Origin of the sequence: Gelidibacter sediminis, from assembly GCF_004364975.1 — a bacterium.
Lineage (GTDB): Bacteria > Bacteroidota > Bacteroidia > Flavobacteriales > Flavobacteriaceae > Gelidibacter > Gelidibacter sediminis.
On sequence record NZ_SOBW01000008.1, the window covers coordinates 1,276,942 to 1,291,799 of the forward strand.

The window sequence follows — 14,858 nt, forward strand, 5'->3', positions numbered from 1 at the left end:
TTTAAATAAATTAAAATACATAACACCCATAAATGTGTTAAATTTGTTTCAATACAGTATTTTTAAATAGAATAGTTTTTTGACAGGTTTGTGATTTCATGCCTTCCGTTCATATTATTAGTACTGTTTTTATGGGTTTAATATAACACCCTTACACTTATGTAAATTCCACTAAAAAATGAGCTTTAAGACTGATTCAATTTTTAATACGAATAAAAAAAGTTTCATTTAGCACCACTACACATTAACCCTTAAATATAGCACCTATGCATTTAACAGCTAGAGAAACAGAGAAACTTCTCATCTTCATGGCGGGTGAACTCGCCGAAAAACGCAAAGCTCGAGGCCTGAAATTAAACTACCCAGAGTCCATCGCATTAATCAGCAACAGACTACAGGAAGCTGCACGAGATGGTAAATCCGTCGCCTCTTTAATGCAAGAAGGCGCCACGTATTTAACGCGCGATGATGTTATGGAAGGCGTTCCTGAGATGATTCACGATGTACAAATTGAAGCAACATTCCCCGACGGCACCAAGCTGGTTACCGTCCACAATCCTATTCGTTAACCTTAAATTACAAACTATGATACCAGGTGAATATAAATTGAAGAAAGAAGATATTGTATGCAATCCCTTCCGAAAAGCTATCAAATTAAAGGTTATCAATAAGGGCGATAGACCGATTCAGGTTGGATCCCACTACCACTTTTTTGAAGTGAATAGAGAGATGGAATTCGATCGTGAAAAGACGTTTGGCTACCGTTTGAATATCCCATCAGGAACAGCCGTTCGTTTTGAACCGGGAGAAGCAACCAAAATAGAACTTATCAGTTTAGGCGGAAAACGCAACTCCTTCGGACTGAATAATCTCGCTATTGGGGACACCATGAATCCTCAAAATTTAAAAAGAGCAATGCTAAATGTAGAACGTGAATCCTTCAAAAACAAAAAGTCATGAGTTTTAAAATCGACAGAATTAAGTATGCCAATATGTACGGACCAACCCTTGGCGATAAAATAAGATTGGGAGACACTGAACTTTTTATTGAAATAGAAAAGGACTATACTTTTTACGGTGAGGAAAATAAATTTGGTGGCGGAAAAACGGTTCGTGATGGCATGGCGCAATCTAGTACAGCCACTCGTGATAGTGGTGTTTTGGATTTAGTGATTTTAAATTGCATTGTTTTAGACCACTGGGGAATTGTTAAAGGGGATATTGGTATTAAGGATGGCAAAATAGTGGGTGTTGGAAAGGCTGGAAACCCAGACACCATGGAAAATGTGGATCCAAACATGATTATTGGCGCTTCGACTGAAGTACATGCTGGTGAAAATCTTATCGCGACGCCTGGAGGAATAGATACACACATCCATTTTCTTTCTCCTCAACAAATTGAACACGCGCTTTTTAGCGGAATTACCACAATGATTGGTGGCGGAACAGGGCCTTTTGACGGTACCAACGCGACCACAGTAACCCCTGGCGCTTGGAATATAGAACGTATGCTTCAAGCCACTGATAATTTACCTATGAATTTAGGGTTCTTCGGAAAAGGAAACTGTTCATTTTTAGCACCTTTAAAAGAACAGGTGGAAGCTGGTGTTTTAGGATTGAAAGTGCATGAAGATTGGGGAGCCACACCATCGGTCATTCACGCGTCGTTACAAGTGGCAGATGAATATGATATTCAAATTGCTTTACATTCTGATACTTTAAATGAAGCAGGATTTTTAGAAGATACTATGGATGCCATAAACGGAAGAACCATCCACACCTTCCATACAGAGGGCGCTGGTGGTGGCCACGCTCCAGATATTATTAAAGCAGCGATGTATCCGAATGTGTTGCCAGCCTCTACAAATCCGACACGACCTTTTACCAAAAACACTATTGATGAGCATTTGGATATGCTGATGGTGTGTCATCATTTAAGTAAAAACATTCCTGAGGATGTCGCTTTTGCCGATTCTAGAATTAGACCAGAAACCATTGCTGCTGAAGACCGACTTCATGACATGGGCGTTTTTAGTATTATGAGTTCCGACTCCCAAGCTATGGGACGTGTGGGTGAAACCATTTCAAGAACCTGGCAAACAGCGCATAAAAACAAGATTCAACAAGGATTTTTAGAAGAGGACAAAAAGATGAAGGCGGATAATTTTCGTGCAAAACGTTATGTGGCTAAATACACCATCAATCCAGCAATTGCTCACGGTATTTCGCAACACGTTGGGTCTATTGAACCTGGTAAAATGGCCGATTTTGTATTGTGGAAACCTGCCTTGTTCGGAGCAAAACCAGAAATGATTGTTAAAGGAGGCATGGCAATTGCCAGTAAAATGGGAGATCCAAACGGGTCAATCCCTACGCCGCAACCTATTATGATGCGCCCGATGTTTGGCGCGCTAGGAGCTGCAGTGCATAAAACCTGTGCCACTTTCGTATCTAAAGCCGCAATGAACAATAATATTAAAGAAAAATACGGACTCAAAAAACAACTATTCGCTGTTACCAATTGCAGAAGTATTTCTAAAAAGGATTTAATCCATAACGATAAAACTCCTTTAATAGAAGTCAATCCAGAAACATACGAAGTAAAAGTAGATGGCGTAAAAGTAACCTGCGACCCTATTGATGTGGTGCCTTTAGCACAACGTTATTTTTTATTTTAGTAGGAATTTAAAGCTACGCAACGTCGTATAAACGTTGCGTATTTTTATTTTAAAACGAAATGCTCATATGCTTTGTAAAGAAGTTATTGGAAACATAGAATCTTATCCCATAGGAAACAAAACGGTAGACACACTACATCTGGAATGGTTTGAAATGACCAAACGCATTATGCGAAAAAGAACAGAACATGGTCGTGAGGTGGCGGTGAAATTCCTAAAGGAAGGACAGCGCCTTCACCAAGGAGATATTCTTTTGGAGGATGAGACAAGTGTAGTAGTTGTTGATGTATTGCCTTGTGATAGTATTCAGGTAACACCAAGAAATATTGTGGAAATGGGAACGGTTTGTTACGAAATAGGAAACAAACACTTGCCGATTTTTATTCAAGAGGAGAAAGTTTTGGTGCCTTACGAAAAACCTTTGGAGCGCCTGTTGGAAGCGACAGGTTATATCGTAGAGAAAAGACATTGCAAACTGTTGAACATGTTAAAAGCTAACGTTGGCCATTCGCATGCACGTGATACACCTTCTTTATTCTCAAGAATTTTAGACCTCACCACAAAACAATAATGAATATGACACACAACAAACAAAGGGTTTTATTGGAGTTACTGCATATTTCAGATCCGACGTTGCCAATTGGTGGCTATTCGCATTCCAACGGATTGGAAACTTATATCCAGCAAAAAGTGGTGAAGGATGTGGATACTACGCGCGAATTTGTAGAAAACATGCTCATTTATAATTACAAGTACAATGATGGGCTTTTTGTCCGTGATGCTTTTAAATACGGAACAGAACAAAATCTAGAAGCACTTTTAGAATTGGATAACGAGTCGCACGCCTTAAAAACACCTATGGAAGTCCGTGATGGCAGTTCAAAATTAGGCATGCGATTGCTTAAAATTTACGTGCGTCTACATGATTATGAATTGATGCATTCCTTTTTCGAAAAAGTGAAAAACAAAGAAACCCCTGGGCACTATGCAATAGTTTTCGGAATGATTACCGCCCTTTTAGGTGCTGAAATCAAATCGGTATTGAGTGCATTTTATTACAACGCCGCGGTTAATATGGTGACCAATAGTGTAAAAATGGTCCCCTTGGGGCAAATGGACGGACAGGAAATTTTGTACAACATGCACGATTTAATTGCCACCCTTGTGGACGACACCTTAACCTTAGACGAAGAGATGCGCGGCTTATGCAACCCAGCATTCGACATCAGATGTATGCAACACGAAACCTTGTACTCAAGACTCTATATGTCCTAAAATAGTCGTTAGGTGTTAGGGATTAGGGATTAGGTATGAGGAATGAGGTCAAGATTTAAGAAGTATAACTATTTACAAAATGGATTTTTAAGTAAATAAAAACAAAATATAAAATGTCAGAGAGATCATATATAAAAATAGGCGTTGCCGGACCTGTAGGTTCAGGGAAAACAGCTTTAATTGAAAAATTATCCCATAAAATTGCTAAACACTATAGTATTGGCGTTATCACCAATGATATTTATACCAAGGAAGATGCGGAATACTTAACGAAAAATTCCTTATTACCTGCCGATCGTATTATTGGCGTGGAAACGGGTGGCTGCCCGCATACAGCTATACGGGAAGATGCAAGTATGAATTTAGAGGCTGTAGATGAGATGATCAACCGTCACCCAGAAATTGAAATTGTTTTTATCGAAAGCGGCGGAGATAACCTATCGGCAACCTTTAGTCCAGATTTAGCAGATGTCACCATTTTTGTGATCTCAGTGGCTGAAGGCGAGAAAATTCCACGAAAAGGAGGCCCAGGAATTACACGCTCCGATTTATTGGTCATCAATAAAACGGATTTAGCACCATATGTTAACGCGGATCTCGAAGTAATGCGCGCCGACTCTAGCAGAATGCGTCAAGGGACACCTTTCGTCTTTACCGATTTGATGCGAGGCGACGGATTAGAAGATGTCATCAATTGGATTAAAAAATACGCCTTAATTGAAGAAGAAGCTCCAGAACCAGCATTACAATATTAAGGTATGGGGCAATACAGTATTGAAACCGGCTTGTACCAAGAGCGCACCATTTTAAAGGACACCTATTTTACGCCGCCGTTTAACGTGGTTGAAATACGTGAGGATAAAACCAACCCTTTAATGGAAGTGATGATTATGAGCTCTTCACCAGGCTTTTTTAATCTAGATGATTATAAAATTGAAATAAACGTTAAGACCAATACCTTGCTAAATCTACAAACACAATCCTACCAACGGGTGTATGACACGCCTGATGGCGCGCGGCAGGAAATGAAGGTAATTATTGAAGAAGATGCTTACTTCAGTCATGTGCCACATCCTTCCGTACCGCATAAAGGTGCTATTTTTGAAAGTAAAAACAACATCAATCTCGCTAAAAACAGTGTACTTATTTGGGGGGAAATATTGGCCTGTGGCCGAAAGCTTAATGGCGAATCCTTCGCTTTTACAAAATATAGCAGTCTGACGGAAATTTATCGCGAAGGCAAATTATTTTATAAAGACAACTTATACCTGAAACCATCTGCCGTAGATTTTAAGACCCTTGGACAATATGAAACGTTCACCTACCAAGCCAATTTTGTAAGTATTGATCCCTTTCATTCAGCAAAAGACCGGATGGCCTTTATATCCACAGTGTTGGCCGAGGAAGAAGATATTCTATTTGGAGTCTCACAACTTTCAGAAGATGCTTGTGCTTTAAGAGTTTTGGGCAATTCCGGAGAACAGCTTTTTTCAGCCTTAAAAAAAATTCAAAAACAATTAGATAAACACGCAAACGCTCTACGCAAAAAGGAAATAGAGCTCAAGTTAGTATAAGAATGGAATCAGAATTAAATGTATTATTAATGGCCGCTATATCCATTAGCGTGCTTCACACCTTAACAGGACCAGATCATTACATCCCTTTTATAGCTATAGGAAAAGCGAAGAACTGGAGCCTCAGACGCACTATTTTTTGGACCGTCATTTGTGGTACTGGCCATGTCATGAGTTCCGTTTTCTTGGCTTTGGGAGGTGTGGCACTAGGATTTTCATTAAACAAACTGACCTGGTTTGAAGAAGTAAGAGGCGGTTGGGCTGCCTGGGCATTATTCCTATTTGGGATTGTCTTTCTATTAATTGGATTGTTTCAAGTCTACAGAAACAAAAAACACAAACATTTCGACGTGTATGATAGTGGCGATGTGTATGTATATGAGCACAAACACGGTCAGGGACCTGTAATGCCCACAGAACGACGCAAAGTTACGCCATGGGTCATGTTTATCATATTTTTATTAGGCCCTTGTGAACCTATGATTCCGCTTTTAACCTATCCCGCCATTATGGATTCGACTTATGGGATATATCTCATAACAGGAGTCTTCTTATTTTTTACTTTAGCAATGATGGTACTGATGGTGGTATTGGGACATTATGGATTTAAATTGATAAAAACCGATGCCTTAGAGAAATATATGACCGCTATTGCTGGTGGTACGATTGCCATCTGTGGTGCAGGAATGATTTTCTTGGGCTGGTAGCTTCATTAAAACAATAATACCCCGGTTAGACCGAGGTTTTATTTAAATATTGATTGCTATTAATCAATTAGAAGAATCCCGTAGGTTTCTTATCGTAAGAGATCAACATGTTTTTTACAACACGGCAATGATCTAATGCCATTTTGTGGTTTTTACGACCAACCTAAACTGTAAGGCGTTTTGTTTGAGATGGCAATCGCTTCGTCAGTCCAACTGAATGTTGTAATTATTCTGAAAAACTAATCTCAATGGGCTTAAAGTGTATTTTAAAAGTGCTTTTATCGTCATTTGAATAGTTCATTTCCCCATTAAGCTGATCTGCCAATATTAAAATGAGCTGAATACCCAAAGATTCAGATTCCTTAAAATTATAATTTTCAGGAAGTCCTGAACCATTATCAGAGTAAACCAAAATAAAATGATCTTTGTCCTTAAAAATAGATATTTCCAAAGTATTTACTTTATCCATTTTGAAGGCATGCTTATACGAATTTGCTACTAATTCGTTAAGAATTAGTCCGAGATTGGATGTGGTATCACCATCAAAGATTAAATCATCATCTATTTTAATAGTCTTTTTTAAATTTAAATCCTTAACGCCAATAATTTCTTCAACAAAATCTAATAATTGTTCGGTGTATTCTTTTGTTTTTATGTCCTTAAGTGAAACACTTCCATAAAGCTTTTCATGTACTAAAGCCATAGAGTGTATTCGGGATTTGCTTTGCTCTAAAGCCGATTTAACGGCTTCATCAGTACTTTCATCTTGTTGCAAACTTAATATGCCAGAAATCATTTGCATATTATTTTTAACCCTATGATGTATTTCTTTAATAAGAGTTTGTATTTTAAATAGGCTTTTCTCTAATTCGGCGTTTTTTGAATTAATTTGAGTATTAGCAAGATTTAGATCTCTATTTAACCTTTTGTTTTTTAAGAATAGATAAAAAATAATAATGATTGATAAAGAAATTATAAAATACCATAAATAAGCCAGGTAGGCTATTGTATTTGAAATTTCAGGTTTTTGTTTGTAGGCACTTCCAATTTTTAAGTTCAAACCGAATACATTGATATTGGAATAAATAAAATCAGCCTCAGAAATTTTAAAATTCTTATAATATTCTGGGTCAGTGGTTTTATTATAAATGGTGGTTTTATTGTAAACCACTTCCCGGGTCAAATCAACAGTATCTTTTACTATAAACTTGTGTGCAAACTCCTCATTGTCATCCCCTTCATAAAAATAATCCAATAAATATTTTGCGTTAATTACAGGAGCCATATAGCCCAAGACGTTATTTTGTTTATCGTGAACTGTAAAGTTAAATGGAAATCCAACCCAACCCTCTCTTAGATTAATTGGTGTAAAGATGCGAATATCATCAGTAGTCATTAGCTCATCTAATGCCTCTATTCTTTCTTTGTCTAGAAGCCCTATTAAAGAAACGCCCTTAAGTCCTGGAGCATCAATAGCATTCGGAGCTACAACATATTTAAAAACATGGGTTGGATCTATATAACTTACGACTATAGAATCATTAAATTTTATTTCACCTAGTAAATCATTTAAATAGTTTTGTAATTCAATTTCTGTAGGAAATATAGGTGTGTTTTTGATATGGCTCTTTAAAGAAGATACTAATGTTGCATAGACATCAATTCCTGCTTTCGCTCGAATCATAGCATCTGAATGTGTCTTTTCTAGTTTATTCTGTATTTTTTTTCGCTCTAATTCTTGATATGTTGAAATCAGCTGTTGAAGTAACAATCCACCTAAAATTAGGACGAAAACAATCGTTATCAAGGACTTACTGATTTTCATGGGGTATATAAAAAGAATATTTTAAATTGAAATGGACCTTTATGTAATTCGAAGTTACTTTAAATTTGAGAATCATTATCCATATTATCTGTCAAATATTTTAAACATAAGCTTCATAAAACAATTGAAACACTTAAAATTTAAAAGAGATAAACAATCGTTACGCATCGTTTAGATTCAATTAGCCAATTTGTGGGAAGCGAAAATAAAATGTTCTCGCAACAATTTTTTACAATTGTTAATGAATGCTATAATCACTTCTTTTCTGCGGTAAAAATGGCATAAAGGTTAAAGGTTAGGTTTATTATAAAACAACAAAACCCCAGCATATGCCGGGGTTTTTATTATAAACTTAGTTTATAAAGTTTCAATTAGAAGAATCCCATAGGTTTCTTATCGTAAGAGATCAACATGTTTTTTACAACACGGTAATGATCTAATGCCATTTTATGGTTTTCACGACCAAATCCTGATTCTTTCACACCACCAAAAGGAGCGTGAGCAGGATAGGTATGGTATTGGTTTACCCAAACTCTACCCGCTTGGATAGCACGTGGTACTTGGTATAATTCGTGAGCGTCACGAGACCAAACACCTGCACCTAATCCGTAAGGCGTATCGTTTGCGATGGCAATAGCCTCTTCAGTAGAACTGAATGTTGTTAATGCTACAACTGGGCCAAAAATTTCTTCCTGGAACACACGCATGTTGTTATCACCTTTTAATACGGTAGGTTGGATGTAGTATCCTTCAGAAAGTTCACCTTCGTAGTTTCCAGCTTCTCCACCAGCTACTACTTCAGCACCTTCTTCTTTACCTATGTTGATATAACTAAGGATTTTTTCGTATTGTGCTTTAGATACCTGAGAACCAATCATTGTTTCAGGATCTAATGGATTACCTGTTTTGATTGCTCTTAAACGCACTTTCATTTTTTCGATGAAATCGTCAGCAATATCTTCGTGTACTAAAATACGAGATGGCGCAGTACAGATTTCACCTTGGTTCAGTGCGAACATTAACGCGCCTTCAATAGCTTTGCTATAGAAATCGTCATCATGATCTGCAACCGATGGAAAAAATACGTTTGGAGATTTTCCTCCTAATTCCATGGTTACCGGAATAATGTTTTCTGCTGCGTTATGCAATACTTTACGACCTGTTTCAGTTGAACCAGTGAAAGAAAGTTTAGCAATACGCTTAGATGTAGCTAATGCTGCACCCGCTTCTGCACCAAATCCAGTGACGATGTTCAATACACCTGCTGGTAAAATATCACCAATAAGTTCCATTAATGAAATAACACTAGTAGGTGTTTGTTCTGCTGGCTTAACAACTGCAGTACAACCTGCTGCTAAAGCTGGAGCTATTTTCCAAGCCAACATTAACATTGGGAAGTTCCAAGGAATGATTTCACCAACAACACCAATAGGTTCGTTTAATACGATACTAACAGTGTCCTTATAGTGTTCTGAAATTGATCCTTCGTCTGCACGGATAACACCTGCGAAATAACGGAAGTGATCAATACAGTAAGGGATATCTGCTGCACGGGACTCACGGATTGGTTTCCCATTATCGATAGTCTCTAAAGTTGCAAGGTATTCGAAATTATCTTCCATTACCTGAGCAATTTTTAATAACGCATTACTACGTTCTGTAGCTGAAGACGTACTCCAAGATGGGAACGCTTCGTGGGCTGCGTCAAGTGCAAGATCAATATCTTCTTGTGTTGAACGTGCTGCCTGAGTGAATACTCTACCGTCTACTGGAGATACGTTATCGAAGTACTGACCTTTTACAGGTGCTACGAACTTACCGCCAATAAAGTTCCCGTATCTTTCTTTGAATACAGGTTTTGTTACATTTGCCATAATTATCTATTTTTAATTTTGATTCATAATTGAACTTGCCGAAACAAGTGTTGTTTAATTACACTGCAAATGTACGTGGGCTTCTCGCCTTTCTATTTATTGATACGGTTCAACAACTTATGAAAAAAGTTCAACTTTAAATATTAAGAAATAAAATGCTTAATCAAAAGACTTAACCTATTGATTATCAAACAAATAACAAATTTTAAATTATTTTAAAATATCTGATGGACTGATGCCGAACTTATTTTTAAAGGCTACACTAAAGTTAGACAGGTTGTTATAACCAATATCCAAATAAATATCGGAAGCTTTTAAATTGCCCGTCTGTAACAATTCCTTAGCACGCTGCAGACGTTTATCCTGAATCCATTTCCCCGGCGGCTCGTGATATTCATTGGTAAAATGACGTTTAAAGGTGGACAGACTCATATTGCATAAAAACGCAATCTCTTCCAGTTTTAAATTAGAATGCACATTACTTTCTACAACATTTTTAAAAGGTGATATTTCTTTAGATATTAAACTGTGCAGATAATGTTCAAATTGACTGCCGTACTTATTTAGTAAATACAGCATGATTTCCTCAAATTTCAACAACAATAAGGCATCACTAAAAATAGGATTAGAAAAAGCTTGTGAAGATAAAGTGGATATGAAAGCCGCGAGATAATCATCATTCTCAATTACAAAATACGGTACTTCCTCTTGATATGGTTTTACATTATTAGTGTATTTGCTCAAAAAATCAGTCAATTTTTTCTCAGAAAAAAAGAACAGTTTACAATAATATATGGCGTCTGTATCTAACAGCTCCGTCCATAACCAATTTCCTTTCTTTAGTAATAGCGACTGTTGATTGTTCACTGCAACCGAGGTATTCGCAAAATGCACTTGTTTTTTTCCAACCTGGAGAAAACTAAACATATTCATGCTTAAGTTCACTTTGCTTTTTACCACATCATTTGTCATCTTAAAATCATACACGAATAAATCTTGGGGTGTACTTATACTCTCAAAATAGATTTCGGGTATGTTTTCTATAGGCATGTTGACTCTTTTCTGCATAGATCTCAAATTCATTGTTGCCGCAAAATTACTGAAAAAATAACGGGACTGTTAGCAAACCTGCTTGTTTTAATGCGAATTAGCATTACGAATACAATTGTTCAGAAGACCGATAACCCAATAAGAATTACAAAAAAAAACGAGGTTTATCAAAGTGTCATTCCTAACAATGGCTGTATATTAGCGATCTTAAAAAATAATCTACAGAAGACCGTAATGGTCTTTTAATTATAAGTGTTTATCATGAAGCAATTGTTCTCCAACTTATTATTTAAAGTATTTATTGCCATAGTTTTGGGCATTGTTTTCGGGCTTTATTTACCGGAATCCGTCAAAAGAATTTTTACCACTTTTAATGCGTTTTTCGGACAGTTCTTAAACTTTGCCATTCCATTAATAATTATGGGATTAATAATGCCCTCCATTTCCGATTTAGGTAAAGGTGCTGGCAAATTACTACTCGTAACGGCTGCTATAGCCTATGGCTCTACATTGTTTTCAGGATTTATGACCTATTTTACCACCTCCAGTATCTTTCCGCAACTCCTAGCATCGCACGTGAACGATGTGGCTCAAATTGCCGATTCCGGTCGTGAACTTACGCCCTATTTTAGTATCACTATTCCACCAGTTCTAGATGTGATGTCTGCATTGGTCTTTGCCTTTGTAGTTGGATTAGGATTGTCTTTTCAAGAAAAATCAAGTTTAAAATTGGTAGTTAAAGACTTTGAAAAAATCATCATGCAGCTCATAGAAAAGGTGATTGTACCGCTTTTACCGCTTTTTATTTTAGGAATTTTCTCAAGTATGGCTTTTAGCGGACAAGTGTTTTCCATATTGAAAGTATTTATAAGCATTATAGGTGTTATTTTCGCTTTGCATATTTTACTCCTATTACTGCAGTACACCATTGCAGGGGCGCTTACAAAGAAAAACCCTATAAAATTATTGGGGACTATGATGCCAGCCTACTTTACGGCTTTAGGTACACAATCTTCCGCTGCAACAATTCCGGTGACGCTAGAACAAACGTTAAAAAATGGAGTTTCAGAAAAAATTGCTGGCTTTGTCATTCCGTTATGCGCTACCATCCATTTGTCTGGGAGTATAATGAAAATAACGGCCTGCGCTATGGCACTCATGATTTTACACGGCATGCCTTTTAATTTTGCGCTCTTTGCAGGGTTCATCTTTATGTTGGGAATAGCTATGGTTGCGGCACCAGGTGTTCCGGGTGGTGCTATTATGGCAGCAGTAGGTATATTACAATCGATGCTAGGTTTTAATGAAGAAATGATTGGATTGATGATCGCTTTATATATTGCCATGGATAGTTTTGGAACCGCGTGTAATGTCACTGGCGATGGAGCTATTTCTATTGTAGTGGATAAGATCACAAAAGAAAAATTAGTGGCTTAACTCACAGACTTTGATTAAGACCCAATTTATAACTCGTTTTCCGTTTCCTTTAGGAATTCATTTAACACAAATGACACTATGAGCACGCTTCCTAAATTACACTACATCTCTCAAGGCAACAGTCCTGAAGCACATTTAAGCAACATTAAGGAAGCTTGTATAGCGGGTGTAGAATTGGTTGAGTTACGCCTTGGAAATTTAGATGAATTGACCCTTCTACATACAGCAGAACAGGCTAGAGCTATTACGGGTATGTACCAAACGCGATTAGTTATTGGCGATGCTTACTCTGTCGCTAAAACGGTGAAGGCAGACGGTGTTCTTTTGTCTAGCTTAGAAGTATCGCCATTAATTGTTCGTGAAAATTTACACGGTTGGCAAAGTATTGGCGTTGTTGCAAACACGCTAGAGGATTGTAAATTTCTTTTAGACACTAACGTTGATTACATAAGATTAGGACCATACGGGATTGAACATCAAGATGGAACATCAGCAATACGCCTCAAGGACTACGAAACGTTATTGCAAGCCATTGATACAGAAACACCGATACTGACATTTGGTAATATCCAATTAGAGGATGTCCCTTTTTTGATGGACATTGGCCTTTACGGCATCGCAGTTTCTGATATGCTCACTAAGGATTTTAAGAAAGTCCCTATGCTTCAAAAACTATTAGGAGGCGCATCAACACAAGAGCAAGCCTGGAATGCCAATGATTGGGTATAACTTCCTATAATTACTCTGCAATTGTGCCGTATTTCGGAATTTGGTGACCTTAAATATTGACAATGTCGTTCCGTCTTAGCTTTAACTACCAATCATTTCCCCTCCATTGACATGAATAAATTGCCCCGTAATATAGCTGCTATCTTCACTTGCCAAGAACACATAGGCTGGTCCTACTTCACTAGGTTGTCCTGCCCTACCCATTGGGGTGTCTTGTCCAAAATCTGTAACATCGTCAAAAGTAGCCGGAATTAAGGGCGTCCAAATGGGCCCTGGTGCTACCCCATTAACCCGAATATTTTTTTTGGCCAACTGTGCAGACAAAGACCTTGTAAAACTAGTGATCGCGCCTTTAGTACTTGAGTAATCCACCAAATGATCACTGCCCCTATAAGAGGTTACTGAGCCTGTATTAATAATCACATCACCTTTTTTAAAGTGTGGCAATGCTGCCTTAACCATATAAAAATAAGGATATATATTGGTTTGAAATGTTTTTTCAAGTTGCTTTTTAGTGATGTTTTCAATGGAATCTTTAGGAAATTGCATCGCTGCATTGTTGACTAGGATATTCAATTTTCCTAATTTGTTCACACAGGTCTCAACACTATTGACACAATTAGAATTTAGTTTTAAATCGGTTTTTATCAATATACATTTTCTCCCTTCCTTTTCCACCATCTGCTGTGTGTCTTTCGCGTCTTTCGTTTCAGAAAGATAAACAATAGCAATATCCGCGCCTTCGCGTGCAAAATGCACAGCAACACTCCTACCAATACCACTATCGCCGCCCGTAATAAGCGCCACTTTTCCCTTGAGTTTATCTGAGCCTTTATAAGATTTTCGGATCACTTCTGGCTCTGGATGCATCTTATTTTCCTTTCCTGGCTGGGATTGCTGCTGATCTGGAAATGACTTTGGCTTTTTCATCGTATAAAATTTTGATTTCCCCACTAATTTAATTTGTATGGCATTATGATTTAATCTGTAACACAAAAAAAAATAACTCAAAAAAAATCAATTTATAATGTCGTCAAAAAGTGAGCATTGTAATAAAAAACCATGAATGTAGAATACATCCATGGCTATAGTACAACTGTTAAATTAAACTCCGCACTCAGAATTTACATATCCCAATTGCGAATTTCATTTTTAATATCTTCAGTACTTCTGTTTGTTCTGCGAGCAATACTTGCAATCATATGATCAAATTCTCCCGATTTAAAATTTAAATCTTCATCAGTGATGTCCGGATTTTTCTTGCGATAATCGGCCTGAATATTACTCCATCTTCCCTCCAAACTATCATCAGTATTATTCAATTTACTGTCTTCGGTATACCCACGGTGTTTGTTATTATCTTTATCTAAACTCATGATATTTTATTTTTTAGTTTTATTTGGTTTAAAGCCGTCCTCTGTGGAGTCGTCTCGTTCACTATGCACCTTCTTACTGCCTCTAGCATGTTTGGTACTGGAATCTTTTCTATCTGTTTCCTGATCTTTCTGTGTATGGCTCATGATATCCTATTTTTTAAAATTTGATATCTACAATTTAATATACATACATCAACTCGTTTATCTTATTTCACACAGATATTGACTGAAATGCGGGAAGGTGTTGTCAATTATAATGGCATGGCAGTAACAACTTTAAAGTAGCTCAAGTCTTTACTTTTTAGGTCAATTTTTCATCTTTTAGGAAACGAA

16 protein-coding genes are annotated in these 14,858 nt (G+C 37.2%); 10 read left to right on the forward strand and 6 right to left on the reverse strand.

Going from position 1 to position 14,858, the window contains the following annotated elements:
• The first annotated feature begins 266 nt into the window (after nucleotides 1-266).
• The 8 genes from ureA (at nucleotide 267) to BXY82_RS12185 (ending at nucleotide 6,234) form a co-directional block, all read left to right on the forward strand.
• A complete protein-coding gene (ureA, locus tag BXY82_RS12150) occupies nucleotides 267-569 on the forward strand; it encodes an urease subunit gamma (RefSeq protein WP_133758448.1) in 303 nt (100 codons plus the stop codon).
• 16 nt (nucleotides 570-585) lie between these two features.
• Nucleotides 586-960 carry an urease subunit beta gene (locus BXY82_RS12155; protein ID WP_133758449.1) on the forward strand — a complete coding sequence of 125 codons (375 nt, stop codon included), beginning with the start codon at nucleotides 586-588 and terminating at the stop codon, nucleotides 958-960.
• Nucleotides 957-2,678: an urease subunit alpha gene (gene ureC / locus BXY82_RS12160; RefSeq protein ID WP_133758450.1), complete on the forward strand. Its 1,722-nt coding sequence runs from the start codon at nucleotides 957-959 to the stop codon at nucleotides 2,676-2,678. The genes BXY82_RS12155 and ureC overlap by 4 nt, the downstream gene beginning before the upstream one ends.
• 67 nt (nucleotides 2,679-2,745) lie before the next feature.
• A complete protein-coding gene (gene ureE, locus BXY82_RS12165; protein ID WP_133758451.1) occupies nucleotides 2,746-3,249 on the forward strand; it encodes an urease accessory protein UreE in 504 nt (167 codons plus the stop codon).
• A gap of 5 nt (nucleotides 3,250-3,254) precedes the next feature.
• Nucleotides 3,255-3,953 carry an urease accessory protein UreF gene (locus BXY82_RS12170; protein ID WP_133758452.1) on the forward strand — a complete coding sequence of 233 codons (699 nt, stop codon included), beginning with the start codon at nucleotides 3,255-3,257 and terminating at the stop codon, nucleotides 3,951-3,953.
• Nucleotides 3,954-4,066: 113 nt separating this feature from the next.
• Entirely contained in the window at nucleotides 4,067-4,708 is a 642-nt protein-coding gene (ureG, locus tag BXY82_RS12175; RefSeq protein WP_133758453.1) for an urease accessory protein UreG, read from the forward strand.
• A 3-nt stretch (nucleotides 4,709-4,711) separates the two neighbouring features.
• Nucleotides 4,712-5,527 carry an urease accessory protein UreD gene (locus BXY82_RS12180; RefSeq protein WP_072352742.1) on the forward strand — a complete coding sequence of 272 codons (816 nt, stop codon included), beginning with the start codon at nucleotides 4,712-4,714 and terminating at the stop codon, nucleotides 5,525-5,527.
• Between the two features lie 2 nt (nucleotides 5,528-5,529).
• Nucleotides 5,530-6,234: a hypothetical protein gene (locus BXY82_RS12185; RefSeq protein WP_133758454.1), complete on the forward strand. Its 705-nt coding sequence runs from the start codon at nucleotides 5,530-5,532 to the stop codon at nucleotides 6,232-6,234.
• A 226-nt stretch (nucleotides 6,235-6,460) separates the two neighbouring features.
• Here the strand turns inward: BXY82_RS12185 and BXY82_RS12190 are convergent, their stop codons facing one another.
• The 3 genes from BXY82_RS12190 to BXY82_RS12200 all read right to left on the reverse strand — a co-directional run bounded on the left by BXY82_RS12190 (nucleotide 6,461) and on the right by BXY82_RS12200 (nucleotide 10,983).
• Nucleotides 6,461-8,059: a sensor histidine kinase gene (locus BXY82_RS12190; RefSeq protein WP_133758455.1), complete on the reverse strand. Its 1,599-nt coding sequence runs from the start codon at nucleotides 8,057-8,059 to the stop codon at nucleotides 6,461-6,463.
• Nucleotides 8,060-8,430: 371 nt separating this feature from the next.
• Nucleotides 8,431-9,933 (reverse strand): aldehyde dehydrogenase family protein, encoded by a 1,503-nt coding sequence (locus BXY82_RS12195; protein WP_133758456.1) that lies wholly within the window; start codon nucleotides 9,931-9,933, stop codon nucleotides 8,431-8,433.
• Nucleotides 9,934-10,143: 210 nt separating this feature from the next.
• Nucleotides 10,144-10,983, reverse strand: a complete 840-nt coding sequence (locus BXY82_RS12200; protein ID WP_133758666.1) for a helix-turn-helix domain-containing protein — start codon at nucleotides 10,981-10,983, stop codon at nucleotides 10,144-10,146.
• A 261-nt stretch (nucleotides 10,984-11,244) separates the two neighbouring features.
• On the opposite strand from BXY82_RS12200, the gene BXY82_RS12205 reads away from it, so the two are divergent.
• Together BXY82_RS12205 and BXY82_RS12210 are read left to right on the forward strand one after the other, a co-directional pair.
• Nucleotides 11,245-12,420, forward strand: a complete 1,176-nt coding sequence (locus BXY82_RS12205) for a dicarboxylate/amino acid:cation symporter (protein WP_133758457.1) — start codon at nucleotides 11,245-11,247, stop codon at nucleotides 12,418-12,420.
• Between the two features lie 78 nt (nucleotides 12,421-12,498).
• Complete coding sequence (locus tag BXY82_RS12210; protein ID WP_133758458.1) at nucleotides 12,499-13,149, forward strand: thiamine phosphate synthase; 651 nt, start codon at nucleotides 12,499-12,501, stop codon at nucleotides 13,147-13,149.
• Between the two features lie 81 nt (nucleotides 13,150-13,230).
• Here BXY82_RS12210 and BXY82_RS12215 read toward each other — a convergent pair whose 3' ends face one another.
• The 3 genes from BXY82_RS12215 to BXY82_RS15475 all read right to left on the reverse strand — a co-directional run bounded on the left by BXY82_RS12215 (nucleotide 13,231) and on the right by BXY82_RS15475 (nucleotide 14,669).
• The gene (locus BXY82_RS12215; protein WP_133758459.1) at nucleotides 13,231-14,079 is read right to left on the reverse strand and encodes an SDR family oxidoreductase; all 849 of its coding nucleotides are present in this window, start codon (nucleotides 14,077-14,079) and stop codon (nucleotides 13,231-13,233) included.
• Between the two features lie 194 nt (nucleotides 14,080-14,273).
• Complete coding sequence (locus BXY82_RS12220; protein ID WP_133758460.1) at nucleotides 14,274-14,525, reverse strand: hypothetical protein; 252 nt, start codon at nucleotides 14,523-14,525, stop codon at nucleotides 14,274-14,276.
• 6 nt (nucleotides 14,526-14,531) lie between these two features.
• On the reverse strand, nucleotides 14,532-14,669 hold the full coding sequence (locus tag BXY82_RS15475; protein WP_166643296.1) for a hypothetical protein: 138 nt from the start codon (nucleotides 14,667-14,669) through the stop codon (nucleotides 14,532-14,534).
• Nucleotides 14,670-14,858: the final 189 nt, after the last annotated feature.